This window comes from Belnapia sp. (genome assembly GCF_059504005.1).
In genome coordinates, this window is sequence record NZ_JCACHU010000048.1 from 65,719 (window position 1) to 83,617 (window position 17,899).

20 protein-coding genes are annotated in these 17,899 nt (G+C 72.8%); 10 read left to right on the top strand and 10 right to left on the bottom strand.

Annotated elements, in window-relative coordinates; translation table 11 throughout:
* Positions 1–6: 6 nt before the first annotated feature.
* From pgmG to AC5JJ1_RS07895, 5 genes are all read right to left on the bottom strand, one after another.
* Positions 7–1,422, bottom strand: a complete 1,416-nt coding sequence (pgmG, locus tag AC5JJ1_RS07875; RefSeq protein ID WP_495784557.1) for a phosphoglucomutase/phosphomannomutase PgmG — start codon at positions 1,420–1,422, stop codon at positions 7–9.
* A gap of 9 nt (positions 1,423–1,431) precedes the next feature.
* Positions 1,432–2,307: a UTP--glucose-1-phosphate uridylyltransferase gene (locus tag AC5JJ1_RS07880; RefSeq protein ID WP_495784558.1), complete on the bottom strand. Its 876-nt coding sequence runs from the start codon at positions 2,305–2,307 to the stop codon at positions 1,432–1,434.
* A gap of 117 nt (positions 2,308–2,424) precedes the next feature.
* Entirely contained in the window at positions 2,425–2,637 is a 213-nt protein-coding gene (locus tag AC5JJ1_RS07885) for a hypothetical protein (RefSeq protein ID WP_495784559.1), read from the bottom strand.
* Positions 2,638–2,694: 57 nt separating this feature from the next.
* Positions 2,695–3,369 carry a J domain-containing protein gene (locus tag AC5JJ1_RS07890; RefSeq protein WP_495784560.1) on the bottom strand — a complete coding sequence of 225 codons (675 nt, stop codon included), beginning with the start codon at positions 3,367–3,369 and terminating at the stop codon, positions 2,695–2,697.
* Positions 3,369–4,064, bottom strand: a complete 696-nt coding sequence (locus AC5JJ1_RS07895) for a VWA domain-containing protein (protein ID WP_495784561.1) — start codon at positions 4,062–4,064, stop codon at positions 3,369–3,371. The genes AC5JJ1_RS07890 and AC5JJ1_RS07895 overlap by 1 nt, the downstream gene beginning before the upstream one ends.
* 173 nt (positions 4,065–4,237) lie before the next feature.
* Between AC5JJ1_RS07895 and AC5JJ1_RS07900 the strand changes: the two genes are divergently transcribed.
* A complete protein-coding gene (locus tag AC5JJ1_RS07900) occupies positions 4,238–5,812 on the top strand; it encodes an aq_1923 C-terminal domain (RefSeq protein ID WP_495784562.1) in 1,575 nt (524 codons plus the stop codon).
* 22 nt (positions 5,813–5,834) lie between these two features.
* Here the strand turns inward: AC5JJ1_RS07900 and AC5JJ1_RS07905 are convergent, their stop codons facing one another.
* A complete protein-coding gene (locus AC5JJ1_RS07905) occupies positions 5,835–7,052 on the bottom strand; it encodes a DUF1501 domain-containing protein (RefSeq protein WP_495784563.1) in 1,218 nt (405 codons plus the stop codon).
* Between the two features lie 12 nt (positions 7,053–7,064).
* On the bottom strand, positions 7,065–8,663 hold the full coding sequence (locus AC5JJ1_RS07910) for a DUF1800 domain-containing protein (RefSeq protein ID WP_495784564.1): 1,599 nt from the start codon (positions 8,661–8,663) through the stop codon (positions 7,065–7,067).
* Between the two features lie 128 nt (positions 8,664–8,791).
* Between AC5JJ1_RS07910 and prfB the strand changes: the two genes are divergently transcribed.
* Positions 8,792–9,923, top strand: a protein-coding gene (prfB, locus tag AC5JJ1_RS07915) for a peptide chain release factor 2 (protein WP_495784565.1) whose coding sequence is annotated in 2 segments (ribosomal slippage) — positions 8,792–8,860 and positions 8,862–9,923 — 1,131 coding nt in all. Because the reading frame shifts where the segments join, the coding sequence is not laid out codon by codon here.
* Between the two features lie 67 nt (positions 9,924–9,990).
* Here prfB and AC5JJ1_RS07920 read toward each other — a convergent pair.
* The 3 genes from AC5JJ1_RS07920 to AC5JJ1_RS07930 are packed head-to-tail and all read right to left on the bottom strand — an operon-like array spanning position 9,991 to position 12,235.
* Positions 9,991–10,836, bottom strand: coding sequence for an NHL repeat-containing protein (locus AC5JJ1_RS07920; RefSeq protein WP_495784566.1), 846 nt, complete (start codon positions 10,834–10,836; stop codon positions 9,991–9,993).
* The gene (locus AC5JJ1_RS07925; protein WP_495784567.1) at positions 10,833–11,759 is read right to left on the bottom strand and encodes an allantoinase PuuE; all 927 of its coding nucleotides are present in this window, start codon (positions 11,757–11,759) and stop codon (positions 10,833–10,835) included. Before AC5JJ1_RS07925 ends, AC5JJ1_RS07920 begins: the two co-directional genes overlap by 4 nt.
* Positions 11,759–12,235, bottom strand: a complete 477-nt coding sequence (locus AC5JJ1_RS07930; protein ID WP_495784663.1) for an ureidoglycolate lyase — start codon at positions 12,233–12,235, stop codon at positions 11,759–11,761. The genes AC5JJ1_RS07925 and AC5JJ1_RS07930 overlap by 1 nt, the downstream gene beginning before the upstream one ends.
* Positions 12,236–12,337: 102 nt before the next feature.
* On the opposite strand from AC5JJ1_RS07930, the gene AC5JJ1_RS07935 reads away from it, so the two are divergent.
* Genes AC5JJ1_RS07935 through AC5JJ1_RS07970 form a run of 8 tightly spaced genes read left to right on the top strand, consistent with a single transcriptional unit; the run spans position 12,338 to position 17,892 of the window.
* Positions 12,338–13,168, top strand: coding sequence for an urease accessory protein UreD (locus AC5JJ1_RS07935; protein WP_495784568.1), 831 nt, complete (start codon positions 12,338–12,340; stop codon positions 13,166–13,168).
* Positions 13,169–13,210: 42 nt separating this feature from the next.
* Positions 13,211–13,513 carry an urease subunit gamma gene (locus tag AC5JJ1_RS07940; RefSeq protein ID WP_495784569.1) on the top strand — a complete coding sequence of 101 codons (303 nt, stop codon included), beginning with the start codon at positions 13,211–13,213 and terminating at the stop codon, positions 13,511–13,513.
* Complete coding sequence (locus AC5JJ1_RS07945) at positions 13,510–13,815, top strand: urease subunit beta (protein WP_495784570.1); 306 nt, start codon at positions 13,510–13,512, stop codon at positions 13,813–13,815. The genes AC5JJ1_RS07940 and AC5JJ1_RS07945 overlap by 4 nt, the downstream gene beginning before the upstream one ends.
* Positions 13,815–15,527, top strand: a complete 1,713-nt coding sequence (gene ureC / locus AC5JJ1_RS07950) for an urease subunit alpha (protein ID WP_495784571.1) — start codon at positions 13,815–13,817, stop codon at positions 15,525–15,527. Before AC5JJ1_RS07945 ends, ureC begins: the two co-directional genes overlap by 1 nt.
* Positions 15,527–16,039, top strand: coding sequence for an urease accessory protein UreE (locus tag AC5JJ1_RS07955; RefSeq protein WP_495784572.1), 513 nt, complete (start codon positions 15,527–15,529; stop codon positions 16,037–16,039). Before ureC ends, AC5JJ1_RS07955 begins: the two co-directional genes overlap by 1 nt.
* Entirely contained in the window at positions 16,017–16,715 is a 699-nt protein-coding gene (locus tag AC5JJ1_RS07960; protein ID WP_495784573.1) for an urease accessory protein UreF, read from the top strand. The genes AC5JJ1_RS07955 and AC5JJ1_RS07960 overlap by 23 nt, the downstream gene beginning before the upstream one ends.
* Positions 16,712–17,335, top strand: a complete 624-nt coding sequence (gene ureG, locus AC5JJ1_RS07965; protein WP_495784574.1) for an urease accessory protein UreG — start codon at positions 16,712–16,714, stop codon at positions 17,333–17,335. The genes AC5JJ1_RS07960 and ureG overlap by 4 nt, the downstream gene beginning before the upstream one ends.
* Positions 17,335–17,892, top strand: a complete 558-nt coding sequence (locus AC5JJ1_RS07970) for a HupE/UreJ family protein (protein WP_495784575.1) — start codon at positions 17,335–17,337, stop codon at positions 17,890–17,892. Before ureG ends, AC5JJ1_RS07970 begins: the two co-directional genes overlap by 1 nt.
* The last annotated feature ends 7 nt before the right edge of the window (positions 17,893–17,899 follow it).

Sequence of the window (17,899 nt, forward strand, 5' to 3'; positions counted from 1 at the left end):
GAAGGCTCAGTGGCCGGCATTCTCCGCCGAGAAGTCGGGGACGGGCAGGCCGCTGGACGTCAGCTGCTCGACCAGCAGCGCCTTCAGCCGGTCGAGTCCGGCCTCGGAGGAGGCCTCGCAGCGGGCGACCAGCACCGCCTGGGTGTTGGAGGCGCGCAGCAGCCACCAGCCGTCATCCGTCAGCACGCGGACGCCGTCCACGTCCTGCACCTTGGCGCCGGAAGCGGCGAGGCGCTGCTTCACCTCCTGCACCACCTGGAACTTGCGATCCTCGGCGCAGTCGAAGCGGAGCTCCGGCGTGTTGACGACCTGCGGCAGGGCGGCGCGCACCTCGCTCAGCCTCTCCTGCATCCGGGCGACGATGCCGAGCAGGCGGATGGCGGAATAGGGCGCGTCGTCGAAGCCGTACCACTTGTCGGCGAAGAAGATGTGGCCCGACATCTCGCCGGCGAGCGGGCTGCCCGTCTCGGCCATCTTGGTCTTGATGAGGGAGTGGCCGGTCTTCCACATCAGCGGCGTGCCGCCGGCCTTCGCCACCTCGTTGAACAGCACCTGGCTCGCCTTGACGTCGGCGATGATGGTGCCGCCCGGCTTCGCCTTGAGGACGTCGCGCGCCAGGATGATGAGCAGCTGGTCGCCGAAGAGGATGTGGCCCTCGTTGTCGACGACGCCGATGCGGTCGGCGTCGCCGTCGAAGGCGATGCCGAGGTCGGCGCCGGTGCGCACCACCTCGGCGATGAGCTGCTCTAGGTTCTTGGCGACGGTCGGGTCGGGGTGGTGGTTGGGGAAGGTGCCGTCGACATCGGCGTTGACGACGGTGTGCTCGCCGGGCAGCTTGCCGGCCAGCACCTTCGTCACCTCGCAGCCGGAGCCGTTGCCCGGGTCCCAGACCACCTTCAGCCGGCGCTCGCCGCCGTCGTAGTCGCGCAGCACGCGGGCGACATAGTCCTCCATGATCTCGACCTGGCGGTCGGTGCCCTCGGTGGCGACGGGGACGACGTCGCCGTCGCGCGCCATGCGGCCGATCTCCTGGATCTGCGGGCCATAGAAGGGCTTCTGGCGCAGCATCATCTTGAAGCCGTTGTAGTTCGGCGGGTTGTGGCTGCCGGTGACCATCACCGCGCCATCGGCCTGCAGGGCATGGCTGGCGAAGTAGAGCATCGGCGTGGCGACGAGGCCGATGCGCAGCACCTCGAGCCCGCAGGCGCGGAGGCCGGCGACGAGCTGCGGCTCGAGGTCGGGCGAGGACAGGCGGCCGTCATAGCCCACCGCGACCTTGCCGCCGCCCTTGCGGATCACGATCGAGCCGAAGCAGCGGCCGATGGCGAAGGCGTCCTCGGGCTGCAGCGTCTCGCCGATGATGCCGCGGATGTCGTATTCGCGGAGGACGGTGCCGTGGAATTCGTGGTGGAAGACGGACATGACGGTTCCTTACGCGTAGCGCTTCATGATCTCGCGCATGGCCGGCGCCATGTCGGGCCGGGCCATGGCGAAGGCGATCTGCGCCTCGAGATAGCCGGCCTTGTCGCCGCAGTCGAAGCGCCGGCCCTCGTAGAGCACGCCATGGAAGGGCTGGGTGCCGATCAGCTTCGCCATGCTGTCGGTGAGCTGGATCTCGTTGCCGGCGCCGCGCTCCATCTTGGAGAGATGGCCGATCACCTCCGGCATCAGCACGTAGCGGCCGATGACGGTGAGGTTGGAGGGCGCCTTCTCCACCGGGGGCTTCTCGACCAGGCCCTTCACCTCGACCAGTCGGCCGGTGGTGGCGCCGGGGTCGATGACGCCGTAGCGGTTGACGATCTCGCGCGGCACTTCCTCGACGGCGACGACGTTGCCGCCGGTCTCGTCATAGGCCTCGGCGAGCTGCTTCGTGCAGGACACCTCGCACTGCATCAGGTCGTCGGGGAGGAGGATGGCGAAGGGGTCGTCGGCGATGAAGGCGCGGGCGCACCAGATCGCATGGCCGAGGCCGAGCGGCACCTGCTGGCGCGTGGTGACGATGGAGCCGGGCGGCAGCGCCTGGGCGTGGAGCATGTCGAGCTCCTTCTGCTTGCCGCGCTCCGTCAATGTCCGCTCCAGCTCGACGGCGACGTCGAACTGATCCACCAGCATCACCTTGCCGCGGCCGGTGACGAAGCAGAACTGCTCGATGCCGGCGGCGCGCGCCTCCTCCACCGCGTACTGGATCAGCGGCTTGTCGACGACCGGGAGCATCTCCTTCGCCATTACCTTGGTGGCGGGGAGGAAACGGGTGCCGAGGCCGGCGACGGGCAGGACGGCCTTCTTCAGCGGCTTCTTGGCGGGCACGGGGCTCTCCCTGGCGGATGGCGATGGGTGCGCTACGGTTGCGGCGCCTCGGGCGGAGGGATGCCATGCGGGGCGGGGGCGGGGCAAGTTATGCCCGCCCAGGATGCCGCGCGGGGCTCAGTCGCCCTTCGGGGTGGTGTCGACGGCCCAGGGGCCGCGGGCGGCGTCGCCGGGGACGGGGGCCTCGTCCTCCTCCCGGAGCAGGGTGCTGTCGCGGGTCAGGCCGCGGGCGTCCTTCTCGCCGGTGGCGGGCTGGCCGCGGTTGCCCTGGCGGGCCTCGGTCTCGCCGAGCTGGCCGTTGCGGTCGTCGCTGCCTTTGGGCTTGGTCATCGGGCTGCTCCCTCGCTGAGTTGAGGAAGGCCAACGCGGGCCGGGCGGCGATGTTCGTTAGCCGAGCAGGATGTCGCGGGCCTGGTTGATGCGGGCCGCCAGCCAGTCGCTGCCGCCGCGGTCGGGATGGGCGCTCCGCATCAGGCGGCGATGGGCGGCGCGCACTGCCTCCGCATCGGCGCCCTCGGCGAGGCCGAGGACGGACAGGGCCTCGGCGCGGGTCATCGGGCCGTCGGATGGCTCGGAGGGGATGTCGCGCCAGCCGGGATGGGTGCGGTCGAGCCAGGTCTCGAGGAGGGGGATGCTCTCCGGGTCCGCGGTGCGGCACTCCGCCATCAGGCCGAGGATGGCGGGGATGTCGAGGCTCGCCAGGTCCCGCCCTGCCTCGGCGCCGCGCAGGATGCGGCCGCTGAGGGTGCCGGTCGTATGGTCGAGGCTCATGGCGAGCGTCGCCGTCTCCACCGTGCTGGCGTCGCCGGCCGGGCGGCCGAAGCGGCGGGCGGCGAGCCAGCCGCCGACGCGGCGCCAGAGGACCGGGCCGAAGAAGACCAGCGCCCAGAGCGCCTGCGGGCCGCGGCCGCTCAGCAGCAGGAGCAACAGCAGCCCGCCGCCGAGCAGGGCGAGGAGCCAGACCGCCGCCTTGCGGATGGTGGCCGGCGAGGCCTCGGCAAAGGCGCGCAGCAGCCAGAGGCCGAGGAGCAGCGCCAGCGCGCCGAGGGCGAGCCAGGCCATCAGCCGGGCGCGGGCAGCTGGCCGGCGATGCGCCGGGCGGCCGCGCCGGGGAGGCGGGCGAGGGCGGCGCGGCCGCCGGCGGCATAGACGGCAACGGCGCGCAGCAGCTCGGCGAGCGTCGCGGCGCTGGCGGAGTCGAAGGGGGCATAGGCGCCGCCCGAGACCCTGGCGAATTGGCGGAAGCCATCGCGGGCGCGGGGGTCGCCGCCCTCATGGAAGGCGAAGACGGGCGTGCCGTGCAGGCCGAGCTGGCCGGCCTGGTGGCAGAGCGGGTCCAGCGGCTCCTCCACTGCATCGCCGATGAGGATGAGGGCGTGGACGCGGTCGCGCTTCGTTTCCTCCAGCGCATGCCGGAAGACGCGGCCGATCTGGGTCTGGCCGCCGAGGCAGTGCAGGCCGGTCATGCGGCGGGTGAGCTCGGCGGCATCGGCGAGGAAGGGGGTGGCGGCGAATTCCTCGAAGCCGCGGAAATAGGCGAGGCGGATGACGAGGCCGCCCAGGGCGCGCGTCGCCTGGAACATCTCGCCCTGCAGCTGGCAGGCGCGGTCCCAGGTCGGCTGGCGGGAGGCGGTGGCGTCGATCGCCATGACGAGCCGGCCCGGCCGGTGGCTCGCCGGACGGGCGGGAAGGCTCGCCACCTGGCGGAGAAAATCGGTGACGGCGGCGGAGCCCGGGGCGGTGGGCAGCTTGCTCATGTCACAGGAGATGGGTGGGCACCCGCGGTTTTGGAATGCGGGGCGGCAGCGCTCAATCGCCGCCGGGCCGCGCTGCCCCGGCGGGGCCGGGGACGTCACGCTTGCGCAAAAACACGGGCGGGGCGGGCGAGGGCGTGCGAAACTCGCCGCCAATGATTTGGACGGAGGCAGGGATGCGCGGCTTGCGGGGCATCGGGGTGCTGGGCGGGATGGCGGCGTTGCTGGGGGGAGGCTTCGCCCTCGCCCAAGGCAAGCCGCCGGCGCTGGGGGCTCCGCAGCCGCCGCAGCAGCAGGGCGGGAAATTCGGGCCGGCGCCAGCGCCCGCCATGCCGCCCGCGTCGCCGCAGGCGGATAAATTCGCCGACCCGCCCCCGGCGGCGCCACGGGCCGAGACCCCTGCCCCGGCGCCGCGCTCCGACAAATTCGGCGATGGCGGTGCCCCCGCCACCCCGGCCCCGCCGGCGGCCGCGCCCGCGCCGGTGCCGCCGAACGAGCCGGCGGCGCTCGGGCAGCTCCGCGCCATGCTCGGGACGGGGACGAGCCTCACCTACCGGACGGCCACCGTCACCAATGCGGCGACGGGCGCGGTGCGGCTGCAGGATGCCGAGCTCCGCAGGCCGGATGGCGAGCGCCTCGCGGCGCAGGAGATGCTCGTCGACCGGCCGCGGGCGGACGGCATCGCCGGCCTCACCGCGCAGACCGTCACCCTGACCGGCAAGGAGGGCCAGGTGACGGCGATCGGGCGGGTGGAGCTGCGCGACCTCACGGTGCAGCAGCCCGCGCCGGGGGAGGAGCTGCGGCCGGACCAGATGAGCCTCGGCTTCCTCCGGCTGGAGGCGCTGGCGGTGCAGGGCGAGCGGCCGGTCGGCATCGCCGAGATCGTGGTGCAGGACTACCGGGCGGGGCAGCCGGGGCGGGCGACCGTCACCGGGCTCGACATGCTGGTGCCGGAAGGGAGCGGCGTCGCCGACCGGGTGAAGGTCGCCCGCATGGCGCTGGAGGGGATCGACCTTGCCGGCACGCTCGGCGCGCTGGCCGAGAAGGGGACGCCGCCGCAGCCGCCGGGGGCCTATACCGCCTCGATCGAGGGGGTGACGGTGACGCAGGGCGATGCCGCCGTCGGCTCGCTCGGCGCCGTGCGGATGACAGGGGCGCTCGGCAAGGGCGGGCCGGATACCGGGCGGCTCACGCTGGAGGGGCTCAGGGTGGAGCCCTTCCCGATGATCGCGCCCTGGCTCCAGCGGCTGGGTTACCAGGCCCTGACCGGGGATTTCTCGGTGGAAAGCCGGGTCGACCAGGCGGCCGGGCGGCTGGAGATCGTCGGGATGCTGCTCGGCGTGCGGGATGCCGGCGCCTTCGGCCTGTCGGTGACCATGGACGGCATCGCGCCGGACGGCTCGGCGCAGGAGAAATTCGCCGCCGCGCGGCTGGTCTCGCTGAGCATGCGCTACCTCGACCAGTCGCTGCTGCAGCGGCTGGCGGCCGCCGAGGCGCGGGACAGCCGGCGGCCGGAGCGGCAGGTGCGCGAGGCCTGGGCCAACCAGGCGGCGGGCGCGATGCAGGGCGGCACGGGCGCGGTGGCGCCGGTGCTGGCGGCGGTGCAGCGGCTGCTGCGCGGGCAGGCGCAGGAGGTGACCGTCAACATGCAGCCGCCGAAGCCGGTGCCGGTCAGCGAGCTGTCGGGCGCGGCGGCGGGCGGGCCGGCTGAGGTCCAGCGGACGCTCGGGATCACGGCGACGGCGCGCTGAGGCGGGCCTCGGCCCGGGGCCTTCAGCTCCGCGCGAAGGGCGGCGGCGCGCCTGGGGCGAGGTCGGCGATGACGGTGCGGAAGACCGCGCGGTAGTCGGTCGCCACGCGCAGGTCGACGCCCTCGTCCAGCGCATCCGGCGCGAGGCCCGGCCAGTCGCCGAAGCGGCGGCCGAGGCCGAAGCCCGCACCGAAGGCGAGGATCACCCCCGCCCGGCCGTGATCCGTGCCGTTGCTGCGGTTGGAGCGGAGGCGGCGGCCGAACTCGCTCGCCACCAGCACCGTCCAGCGCCGCGGCAGGCCGGCCATGTCGGCATCGAAGGCGCCCAAGCCCCGGGCGAGCACGCGCATGCGGTCGGCGAAGCGGCCGGGCTGGCCCTCATGCGTGTCCCAGCCGCCGAGATCGACGGTGGCGGCGATGAGCGCGGGGTTCAGCTTCGCGGTCTGGGCGACGACGGCCAGCGCCCGGCCGAACTCGCGGCCGGCAGCGTAGTCGGCGCCGGCGGCGGGGGCGTAGGGGAGCAGCCTGCCCTCGGCGTCGCGCGGCAGCAGCCGGTCGATGCTGCGGAGGCCGGCGAGTGCCTCCTGCCCGGCCCGGGCCACCGGCCCCTGGCCACGGCGGTGGAGCGCCTCCAGCATCGCCTCGCCGAAGCTCCCCCCCGGCGGCGCGAGGCCGTCGCCCAGCGAGGAGACGGCGATGCCGTGATGGGCGCCGAGCAGGTCCCGGGCAAGGCCGCCCTGGGCCGAGAGGGTGGCGCCGGAGGGCGCGGCGCCGGCGGCCCAGGCGGCGAGCCAGCCGGTGCTGCCGCCCTGCTCGGCGCGGAGGCCCTGGCCGAGGCCCATCATCGCCTGCGCCTCGAAATGGCTGCGCGTCGCCTGCGGCACGCCGGCGGCGGGCCAGATCGCCATGCGGCGGTCCTGCCAGATCTCGGCCAGCGGCGCGGCCTCGGGGTGCAGGCGGAAATCCGCGGCGGCGGAGGCATCGAGGCGGAGGCCGGCCTGCGGGCCGCCGGCCGGGTTGCGCAGGCTCTCCGCGCGCTGGTCGACGAAATGCGCGTCGTCGGCGGGCGAGAGGGCGTGCAGCCCGTCCATCCCGCCGCGGAGGTTGACCAGCACCAGCAGCGGCCCGCCGGGCTGCCCGGCGCCGCTTGGGTCGGCAAAGGCGAGGCTGCGGAGATTGGGCAGCAGGGCAGCGCCGATCCCGGCGCGGAGCAGGTGGCGGCGGCCGAGCAGGATGGGCATGGCCGATCTCCCTCAGGCGGTCTGGAAGGCGGGGGCGTTCAGCACCCAGCCGGCAAGCTCGGCGACCTCGTTCGGCGCCGGGCGGGGGTTGCGGCCGGCGGTGATCCAGACGCCGGCGACGGTCTCCGCCACCGGCGCGCCGGCGGGGCCGAGCGACAGCGTGGCGAGGCGGCGCGCGGTCGCCTCGACCGGGGCCTTCGCCATCTCGGCATAATGCGGCGAGAGGCCGGTGCCGGTGCTGTTGCGGGCGAGGCCGAGCAGCATGCCCCAGCGGGCGCGCAGCGCCGTCGCGCCGAGATAGGGCTCGGCATCGAGCGGCTGGCCATCCGGCGGCGCCCAGCCGAAGGGAAGCTGGCCGGCGGCGGCGAGCTGGCCGATCAGCGCCTGGTTCGGGGCGAAGGGGATGTCGAGCCCCCGCACCGCGGCGGCCATGGCGTCGACCGGGCGGCGGGCGCGGCCGCGGGCGGCGTCCAGGATCTCCGGCCCGGCCAGCAGGGCGCGGACGGTGCGCGCGATCTGGTCGTCCCGGCCGAGGCTGCGCGTCCAGGCCGCCTCGGCGCGGGCGATGGCGGCGGCCGGCGGCGGGTCGCCGAGCAGGAAGCGGGCGAGCTTGGTGCAGAGGAAGCGCGCCGTCGCCGGATGGGCGGCGAGCGCGTCCAGCACCGCCCGGCCATGCGCCATGGCCGGGGCGAAGGGGTCGAGGTCCAGGCCAAGGAAGTGCTTCTGGTAGGGGTCGTGCCACTGGGCGACATAGGCGAACTCGCCGGTGCGCGGCAGGCTGCGGGCGCCGTCGAAGTTCTGTCCCGCGGCGACGCTCCAGCCGGTCAGCGCCCGGGCGGCCTCCCAGACATCGGCATCGACATAGAAGGCGGGGCGGCCGTCCGGCAGGCGCGGCACGTCGCGGCCGGTGCGGGCGCTGCCGCGATAGGCGGCGCGGCCCAGCGTGTGCAGCTCCAGCAGCTCGCGGGCGTAGTTCTCGTTGGGGGCGCCGGCGCGGGAGCTCTGGTTGTTCAGGTAGACCAGCATGGCCGGGCTGGTCGCCATCGCCTCCAGGAGGGCGCGGAAGGAGCCGAGGGCGTGCTCGCGGATGCGCCGGTCATGGTCGGGCAGCGAGGCGGCGACGCGGCCATCGGCCTGGTAGGAGACGTTGAAGTGGTCGTGCCAGAACTCCGCCGTCCGCTCGCGGAGCTGGGCCTCTGCGGCGGTCCTGCGCAGCAGGGTGGCGAGGGTGAATTCGAGGCGCGGGCGCTCGCGCTCGGCACCGGGGATGCGGACCTCGCGGCGGAACTCGCCAAGGCGCCAGCGCTCGGCCTGGGACTGGCGCAGGGTGGTGGGCGGGCGGCGCTCGTCGGTGATCTGCTCGCCGGGGCCGGCGGCGTAGCGGATGGGGATCGCGAGGTCGTCGATCCGCGCCTCCACCGCCGGCTCCGCCGCGGGCAGGGCGAGCTGGCGGTCGAGCCAGGGGCCGAGGCCGGTGCGGGCCAGCGCCTCCGCCTCGCCCGGACGGGCGCCATAGGCGGCGCGGGCGAGGATGCGGTGGGCCGCGGCCAGGTCGATCGAGGCGGCGGTCATGGCCGGCGGGCCCTCCATGCGCGGGGCCCGCCGGAACATGCGGGCCGCTTCCATCCAGGGCGGACCCTATACCTCTGGTGTATTCAGGACCGAATGAATTTCTCTTCCATATTGTATCCCTGCGTCACGGGCTGGACAGGTCGCCCGGCTTGGCCTATCGCCCGGCCATGCGCGCCGATGCAGAATCCCTGAACGAGCAGATCACCGCCTCGGTGTCCCTGCTGAGGAGGCATCTTTGACTGGGATGCCGCACTCCGACGCCTCGATGAGCTGAACGCCAAGGCGGAAGACCCGAGCCTCTGGACCGATGCCGAGGCCGCCAACAAGCTGATGCGGGAACGCTCCCGCCTCGCCGACCAGACCGAGGGCGTCCGGCGGCTCGAGCAGGCGGTCAGCGACGCCATGGAGCTGATCGAGCTGGCCGAGGCGGAGGGCGATGCGGCGACCGCCGATGCCGCCGTCGCCGACCTCCATGCGCTGGCCACCGAGGCCAAGCGGCGCGAGATCGAGAGCCTGCTCTCCGGCGAGGCCGACCAGAACGACGCCTATGTCGAGGTGAATGCCGGCGTCGGCGGCACCGAGGCGCAGGACTGGGCGGAGATGCTGCTGCGCATGTACCAGCGCTGGGCCGAGCAGCACGGCTACAAGGTGGCGCTGACCGAGCAGTCCGACGGGGAGGAGGCGGGCATCAAGTCGGCCACCCTGCAGGTGACCGGGCCCTCGGCCTATGGCTGGCTGAAGACGGAGACGGGCGTGCACCGCCTGGTGCGGATCAGCCCCTTCGGCGGCAACGACAAGCGGCAGACCAGCTTCGCCAGCGTCTATGTCTACCCGGTCGTCGACGACAAGATCGAGATCGACATCAACCCGGCGGACATCAAGACCGACACCTTCCGCGCCTCGGGCGCCGGCGGGCAGCACGTCAACAAGACCGAGTCCGGCGTGCGCTTCACCCATATCCCGACGGGCATCGTCGCCGCCTCCACCCAGGACCGCAGCCAGCACAAGAACCGCGCCATCGCCATGAACATGCTGAAGGCGCGCCTCTACGAGCTGGAGCTGTCGAAGCGCGAGGCGGTGGCGGCCGGCATCGAGGCGGGCAAGACCGACATCGGCTGGGGCCACCAGATCCGGAACTACGTGCTGCAGCCCTACCAGCTGGTGAAGGACCTGCGCACGGGGGTCGAGAAGGGCAACCCGGCCGCGGTGCTGGACGGCGACCTCGACGAGTTCATGGCGGCGGCGCTGGCCTCGCGCGTGGGGGCGACGAGGTCGGAGGCTTCTGCCGCCGCGAGGTAAAGGTTGAGGGGGCTTTGCCCCCTCACGCTCCCCCACCAAGGGCCGAAGGGCCCTTGGAACCCTTGAGTTAGATCGGGGCTAGGCGGGTCAGGCGGTTGGGGTTCTGCTCGCTCTGGTAGATCGCGCCGCTCAGCGGGTCGCGCCACATGCCATGCGTGCCGTTCAGCACCGGGCGGCAGCGGCCGATCAGCCGGCCCTCGCGGCTGAACTGGCTGAGGCGGGGGACCTGGTCCGTCACGTAGAAGCTGCCATCCGGGCCGCCATGGACGTCCATCGGCTTGTGGAGGTCGCGCACATCCATCAGGTGGATGCCGTCAGGCGTGAACACCTGGACGCGGTTGTTCTCGCGGTCGGCCACCAGCACCCGGCCATCCTCCAGAACCCAGACGGAATGCGGCGTGGCGAACTCGCCGCCGCGCTGGCCGGGGCGGCCCCAGGCACCGAGCGGGGTGCCCTCCGCCGTGAAGCGGTGGACCCGGGAGTTCCCGTAGCCATCCGCGACATACATGCTGCCGTCGCGGGCGAAGGCGATGTCGCAGGGGGCGTTGAAGGGCTCGCCCGGCGCGTGGCGCCTGCCCAGGGCGCCGAGCCGCTGCCCCGCTGCCGAGAAGATGACGATCTCATGCGCGTCGCGGTCGACGACGAAGACGCGGCCATCGGGGTGGACGGTGAACATATGCCCGTCCGCCACCTCGCCCGCGCCCCAGGCGCCGATGTGCCGGCCCTCCGGCGAAAGGACGATGATCGCCGGCGCCTCCGGATCCACATAGGGGTCGGTGCGGTATTGGACGAGGACGTTGCCGGCCGCATCGCAGGCGACGTCGCTGATGCGGCCCGGCCCCTCCGGCAGCTCGCCCCAGGGGCGCTCGACGCGGTAGCGCTGCTCGCCGAGAGCGACAACGAGGGGCGTCATTCGTTCAGGCCCCGGCCGGGATAGGGATGGGTGGCGACCCAGTGCCGGGCGATGTCGAGGCGGCGGGTGATCCAGACATCCGGCTGCTGCACCATGTGGTCGAGCACCCGTTGCAGCCCGGCCGCGCGGGCGGGGTGGCCGATCAGGCGCTGGTGCAGGCCGACCGACATCATCTTCGGCTGCCCCGCCCGCCCTTCGGCGAGCAGCATGTCGAAGGCGTCGCGGATGAAGGAGAACCACTGCTCGCCGGTGCCCATCCAGCCGGCATATTTCCCGTCGTTGTTGGTGAGCGAGTAGGGCACGACGAGATGGCCCTGGCCCTCCACCGTGACCCAGAAGGGCAGCTCCTCGCCGTAGTAGTCGCTGTCGTAGAGGAAGCCGCCATGCTCGACGACCAGGCGGCGGGTGTTCACGCTCGGGCCGTAGCGGCAGTACCAGCCGGCGGGCTTCGCGCCCGTCGTCCGCTCGATGCTGGCGACGGCACGGGCGATGTGGTCGCGCTCCTCCGCCTCGGAAAGCTCGAAATGCTTCACCCAGCGCCAGCCATGGCTGCAGACGTCGTAGCCGGCGGCGCGGATGGCGGCCGAGGCCTCCGGGTTCTCCTCGAGGGCGAGGGCGCAGCCGAAGATGGTGAGCGGCAGGCCGCGCTCCTGGAACAGCCGCGCGAGGCGCCAGAAGCCGACGCGGCTGCCATATTCGAACATGCCCTCGGCGGCGAGGTCGCGGCCCTTCGCCACCTGCTTCACGTTGTAGGATTCGGTGAGGCCGTGCTCGCTATAGCCGTCGCCCAATGCGATCGAGGGCTCCGAGCCCTCCTCGTAGTTGATGACGAAATTGACGGCGAGCTTCGCGCCGTTCGGCCATTGCGGATCGGGCAGGTTGGCGCCGTAGCCGATGAAGTCGCGCCGCACCTCATAAGCCATCAGGGCAGCTCCACGGTGAATTCGGGAACGGTGACGAATTCCTCGTCGCCCTTGGTGCCGTCGCGCCACATGGTGACGACGAAGCACGCCGGCGCGTCGATGACGGTGAAGGGGTGATGCCAGACATTGGCGCCATAGGTGACGCCCTGCCTCGGCCCGGCGAGGAAGGCGCGGGCGCGGGCCATGTCCGGCCCTCCATCCCTGGCGTGGGGCGCGATGATGGCGAGCCAGCGCCCGGCCTGCTGCGGGACGAAGCTCTGCGAGGAGAACTCGTGCCGCTCCATGGTGGTGGAGCGCAGCGGCATCGCGGCGGCCTTGTCGGTCACCGTCAGCGACAGGCTCGGCCGGGCGTGCGGGCGGAGATTGGCCAGCGCATCCTCGAAATAGGTGCGGCCCGGGATGCTGGGGCACTCGATCACCTCGCCATAGGGGAGGAAGGCGGCGGAGGTCAGGGGTTCGGCCCGCAGGATCATCATCGGCACCTGTGCATCGTCGCCCGCAGCATGTCCGGCCGGGAGGCGGAACGGAAGGGGGTTCCGGCGCTTGCGGGCCTGCGCCGGCATGCCATGCTCGCCGCGATGCCGCGCGACGCCCCTGCCCCGCCCTTCCGCCACCAGCGGGCCGATGGCGCCTTCGAGCTGGGCTTCGGCCCCGGGCCGCGCGGCACGGTGCTGCGGCACCTCTTCCAGCAGGCGCCGCTACGCATCCTCTTCCCCGACCCGGAACCGGGCGAGCCGCCGACGGCCGCGCTGCTGAACTGCGCCGGCGGGCTGGCGGGCGGGGACGTGCTGCGGCAGTCGGTGCGGCTCGAGGCGGGAGCGGAGGCCACGCTCTGCACCGCGGCGGCGGAGAAGCTCTACCGCAGCCTCGGGCCGGAGACGCGGATCGAGACGCGCCTCTCCCTCAGCGCGGGGGCGGTGCTGGAATGGCTGCCGCAGGAGACCATTCTCTTCGACGGGGCACGGATGGCGCGGCGGATGCAGGCGGAGCTGGCCGAGGGCGCGCGGCTGCTGGCCGTCGAGATGCTGGTCTTCGGCCGCGCCGCGGCGGGGGAGCGGATGCAGGCGGGCGCGGTCTTCGACGGCTGGCGGCTGCGCGGGCCGGGCGGGCTGCTCTGGGCGGATGCGCTCTCGCTCGCCGATCCGGCGGAGGAGCTGGCGGCGCCCTTCGGCTTCGGCGGCGCGGAGGCGATGGCGATGCTGCTGCTCGTGGCACCCGAGGCGGAGGCGATGCGGGACAAGCTGCGCGAGGCCGGGGCCGCCGCCACCCTGCCGCGGCCTGGCCTGCTGCTCGCCCGCTGGCTCGGGGGGGCGAGCGCGGTGCGGCGGGCGGCGGGGGCGGCGATCGCGGCCGTGCGGGGGGCGGCGCTCGGCCGGCCGGCGCGGCTGCCTCGGCTGTGGACGACCTAGGGCGGGCCGGGCCATGATCGCCCCGCCACAAATGAGGCCCGCATGAACCTGACGCCACGCGAGAAGGACAAGCTGCTGATTGCCATGGCGGCCCAGGTGGCGCGGCGCCGGCTGGAGCGGGGTGTGAAGCTCAACCATCCGGAGGCCGTGGCCCTCATCACCGACTACGTGGTTGAAGGCGCGCGGGACGGGCGCAGCGTCGCCGAGCTGATGCGCGACGGCGCCACGGTGCTGACGCGGGAGCAGGTGATGGAGGGCATCGCCGAGATGATTCTCGAAGTTCAGGTGGAGGCGACCTTCCCGGACGGGACCAAGCTTGTGACCATCCACGAGCCCATCCGGTGATCCCCGGCGAGCTGTTCCCCGGCGCCGGCGAGATCGAGCTGAACGTCGGCGTCGAGGCCGTCGAGATCGAGGTCGGCAATGCCGGCGACCGGCCGATTCAGGTCGGCAGCCACTACCATTTCGCCGAGACCAACCCGGCGCTCACCTTCGATCGTGCGCAGGCGCGCGGGCGCCGGCTCGACATCCCGGCGGGCACCGCGGTGCGATTCGAGCCGGGGCAGAGCCGGACGGTGCGGCTCATCGCTTTCGGCGGCGCGCGCATCGTGCACGGCTTCCGCGGCGAGACGGAGGGGCAGGTCTGATGCCGGCACGGCTTTCGCGCAGCGCCTATGCCGGGATGTATGGCCCGACCGTGGGCGACCGGCTCAGGCTCGCCGATACCGACCTCATCCTCGAGGTGGAGCGCGACTTCACCACCTATGGGGAGGAGGTGAAATTCGGCGGCGGCAAGGTCATCCGCGACGGCATGGGGCAGAGCCAGGTGACGCGCGCCGCCGGCGCGATGGACACCGTCATCACCAATGCGCTGATCGTCGACCATTGGGGGATCGTGAAGGCCGATGTCGGGCTGAAGGACGGGCGGATCGCCGCCATCGGCAAGGCGGGCAACCCGGATACGCAGGCGGGCGTCAGCATCGTCATCGGACCGGGGACGGAGATCATCGCCGGCGAGGGGCGGATCCTGACGGCCGGCGGGCTCGACGTGCATATCCACTTCATCTGCCCGCAGCAGATCGAGGAGGCGCTGGCTTCCGGCATCACCACCATGGTCGGCGGCGGGACGGGGCCGGCGCATGGCACGCTCGCCACCACCGCGACGCCGGGGCCCTGGCACCTGGCGCGGATGCTGCAGGCGGCGGAGAGCTTCCCCGTCAATCTCGGCTTCCTCGGCAAGGGCAATGCGGCGCTGCCGGCGGGGCTGGAGGAGCAGGTGCGCGGCGGCGCCTGCGGGATGAAGCTGCACGAGGACTGGGGCACGACGCCGAAGGCGATCGACACCTGCCTCCGCGTCGCCGACGCGCTCGACGTGCAGGTGGCGATCCATACCGACACGCTGAACGAGAGCGGCTTCGTCGAGAGCACGATCAAGGCGATCGGCGGCCGCACCATCCAGGCCTTCCATACCGAGGGCGCGGGCGGCGGGCATGCGCCGGACATCCTCCGCGTCGTGGGCGAACCCAACTTCCTGCCGAGCAGCACGAACCCGACGATGCCCTACACCGTCAACACGGTGGATGAGCATCTCGACATGCTGATGGTCTGCCACCACCTTGATCCTCGCATCCCGGAGGATGTGGCCTTCGCCGAGAGCCGCATCCGCCGCGAGACCATCGCCGCCGAGGACATCCTGCACGACCTTGGCGCCATCTCCATGATGTCCTCGGACAGCCAGGCGATGGGGCGGGTCGGCGAGGTGATCATCCGCACCTGGCAGACCGCGCACAAGATGAAGCAGCAGCGCGGGCGGCTACCGGGCGAGGCGGGCGAGAACGACAACCTCCGCATCCGCCGCTACATCGCCAAATACACCATCAACCCGGCGATCGCGCAGGGCATCTCGGCGCATGTCGGCAGCGTGGAGGTGGGGAAGCTCGCCGACCTCGTGCTCTGGTCGCCGGCCTTCTTCGGGGTGAAGCCGGACCTCGTGCTGAAATGCGGCTCCATCGCCATGGCGCCGATGGGCGATCCCAACGCCTCCATCCCGACGCCGCAGCCGGTGCATTACCGGCCGATGTTCGCGGGCTTCGGCAAGTCGATGGTGGCGAGCGCCGTCACCTTCACCTCGGCCGCGGCGCTGGAGGATGGCATCGGCGCGCGGCTCGGGCTGCAAAGGGAGCTGATCGCGGTGCGGAACACGCGCGGCGGCATCGGCAAGCGCGACATGGTGCTGAACGACGCGCTGCCGCGGATCGAGGTCGATCCCGAGACCTATGAGGTCCGGGCGGATGGCGAGTTGCTCACCTGCGAACCGGCGAAGGTCCTGCCCATGGCCCAGCGGTACTTCCTGTTCTGATGAGCGGCGATCTCCCTCGCGCCACCCAGGTGCTGCCGGCCGGCGGATGGGTGGAGCGCACGGCGCGCCACATCGTGACGCTCGACTTCGACGACCGCTTCCGCCGCCGCAAGCGCTATGTGGCCGAGGACGGCTTCGCCTTCCTGCTCGACCTGGAGGAGGCCGTCGCGCTGCGGCAGGGCGACGGGCTGCTGCTGGAGGGGGGCGGCGTCATCCTCGTCCGCGCCGCGCCGGAGCCGCTGGTGGAGGTGCGGGCGGAGAGCGCGGGGCGGCTGATGCGCCTCGCCTGGCATCTCGGCAACCGGCACCTGCCGACGGAGATCCAGCCCGACCGCCTGCTGATCCGCGACGACCATGTGATCGTCGCCATGCTGCGCGGGCTCGGCGCCGAGCTGCGCAAGGTGGAAGAGCCCTTCAACCCCGAGGGCGGTGCCTATGGCGAGCACAACCGGCAGCCGGGGCATCACCACCATCACCACCATGATGGCCATGACCACGACCACCATCACTGAGGGCGCGGCGCTCTACCGGCTGCTGGCCTGGCTGTCGCCGGCCTATCCGGTCGGCGCCTATACCTACAGCCATGGGCTGGAGACGGCGGTCGAGGATGGGGCGGTGCGGGACCGCGCGACGCTCGTCGGCTATATCCGCAGCGTGCTGCTGGCGGGGGCGGGGCGCGTCGACGGGGCGCTGCTGGTCGCAGCCTGGCGCGGCGCGGTGGTGGGGGATGATGCGGCCCTCGACGAGGTCGCCGAGCTGGCGGCGGCCTGGCGCGGCTCGGCGGAGCTGGCGCTGGAGAGCATGGCGCAGGGCACGGCCTTCACCGGCGTGACGCAATCGGCCTGGCCGGAGCCGCGCTTCGCGGCGCTGGCCGCGCGGCATCCGCGGCGGCTCGCGCATCCGGTGGCCTTCGGCGCCGCGGCAGGGTTCCAGGGCCTGCCGCTGCGGCCTTCGCTCGCCGGATGGCTTGCGACGTTTGCGGCCAATCTTGTCTCCGCCGGGGTGCGGCTGGTACCGCTCGGGCAGACGGATGGGCAGATTGCGACGGCGGCGCTGCACCCGGTCGTGGAGCAGGCCGCCGATGCGGCGCTGGCGGCCGATCTCGACAGGCTCGGCACGGCGGCGCCGGCGCTCGACCTTTTCTCCATGCGTCACGAGACGCAGTACACGAGGCTCTTCCGCTCATGAGCAACGGACCATTCAGGGTGGGCATCGGCGGCCCCGTCGGCTCGGGCAAGACGGCGCTGACGGAGCGGCTCTGCCGGCACCTGCGCGAGACGCACGACATCGCCGTCATCACCAACGACATCTACACCAAGGAGGATGCGGAATTCCTGACGCGCGCCGGCGCGCTGGAGCCGAGCCGCATCGCCGGCGTCGAGACGGGCGGCTGCCCGCACACCGCCATCCGCGAGGATGCCAGCATCAACCTCGCCGCGGTGCATGACATGGTGGAGCGCTTCCCCGCGCTCGAGGTGCTGTTCATCGAGAGCGGCGGCGACAACCTGGCCGCGACCTTCAGCCCGGAGCTGGCGGACCTGACGATCTACGTCATCGACGTCTCGGCCGGCGACAAGATCCCGCGCAAGGGCGGGCCCGGCATCACCCGCTCCGACATGCTGGTGATCAACAAGATCGACCTGGCGCCGCTGGTGGGCGCCGACCTCTCGGTCATGGACCGCGACGCGCGGCGCATGCGCGGGCAGCGGCCCTTCATCTTCACCAACCTCAAGGAGGATCTCGGCGTCGCTGAGATCGCCGATTTCATCCTCACACAGGGCGGGATCGCCCCGCGAAAGGCTGCCTGATGCACCCGATCCTTCTCCTCGCCTCCCTGCTGCTGCTGCCGGCCACCGCCTTCGCCCATCCGGGCACGGCGCTGGACCACGGGCTGACGGCGGGCTTCCTCCATCCCTTCTCCGGCGCGGACCACCTTCTGGCCATGGTGATGGTCGGGCTCTGGGCCGGGCTGCTCAGCGGGCGGGCGCGCTGGGCGCTGCCGGGGGGCTTCCTCGCCGGCATGGCGGGCGGGGCGCTGATGGGCTTCGCGGGCGTGACGCTGCCGGGGGTGGAGGCGGGCATCCTCGCCTCCGTCATCATCCTCGGCGTGATGGCGGCGCTGGCGCTGCGGCTGCCGCTGCCGGTCGGGATGGTGCTGGCGGCGGGCTTCGGCCTGCTGCACGGGCATGCGCATGGGACGGAGATGCTGGCCGGCACGGCCTTCCTCGGCATGCTGGCCGGCACGGCGGTGCTGCACGCGGCGGGCCTGGCGCTGTCGGTTCCGGGGGCGCTCTGGGCCCGGCGGGCCGCGCGGCTCGCGGGCGGCGCGGCGGCGCTGGGCGGCTTGGTGCTCGCGCTGGTGTAGGGCCGGG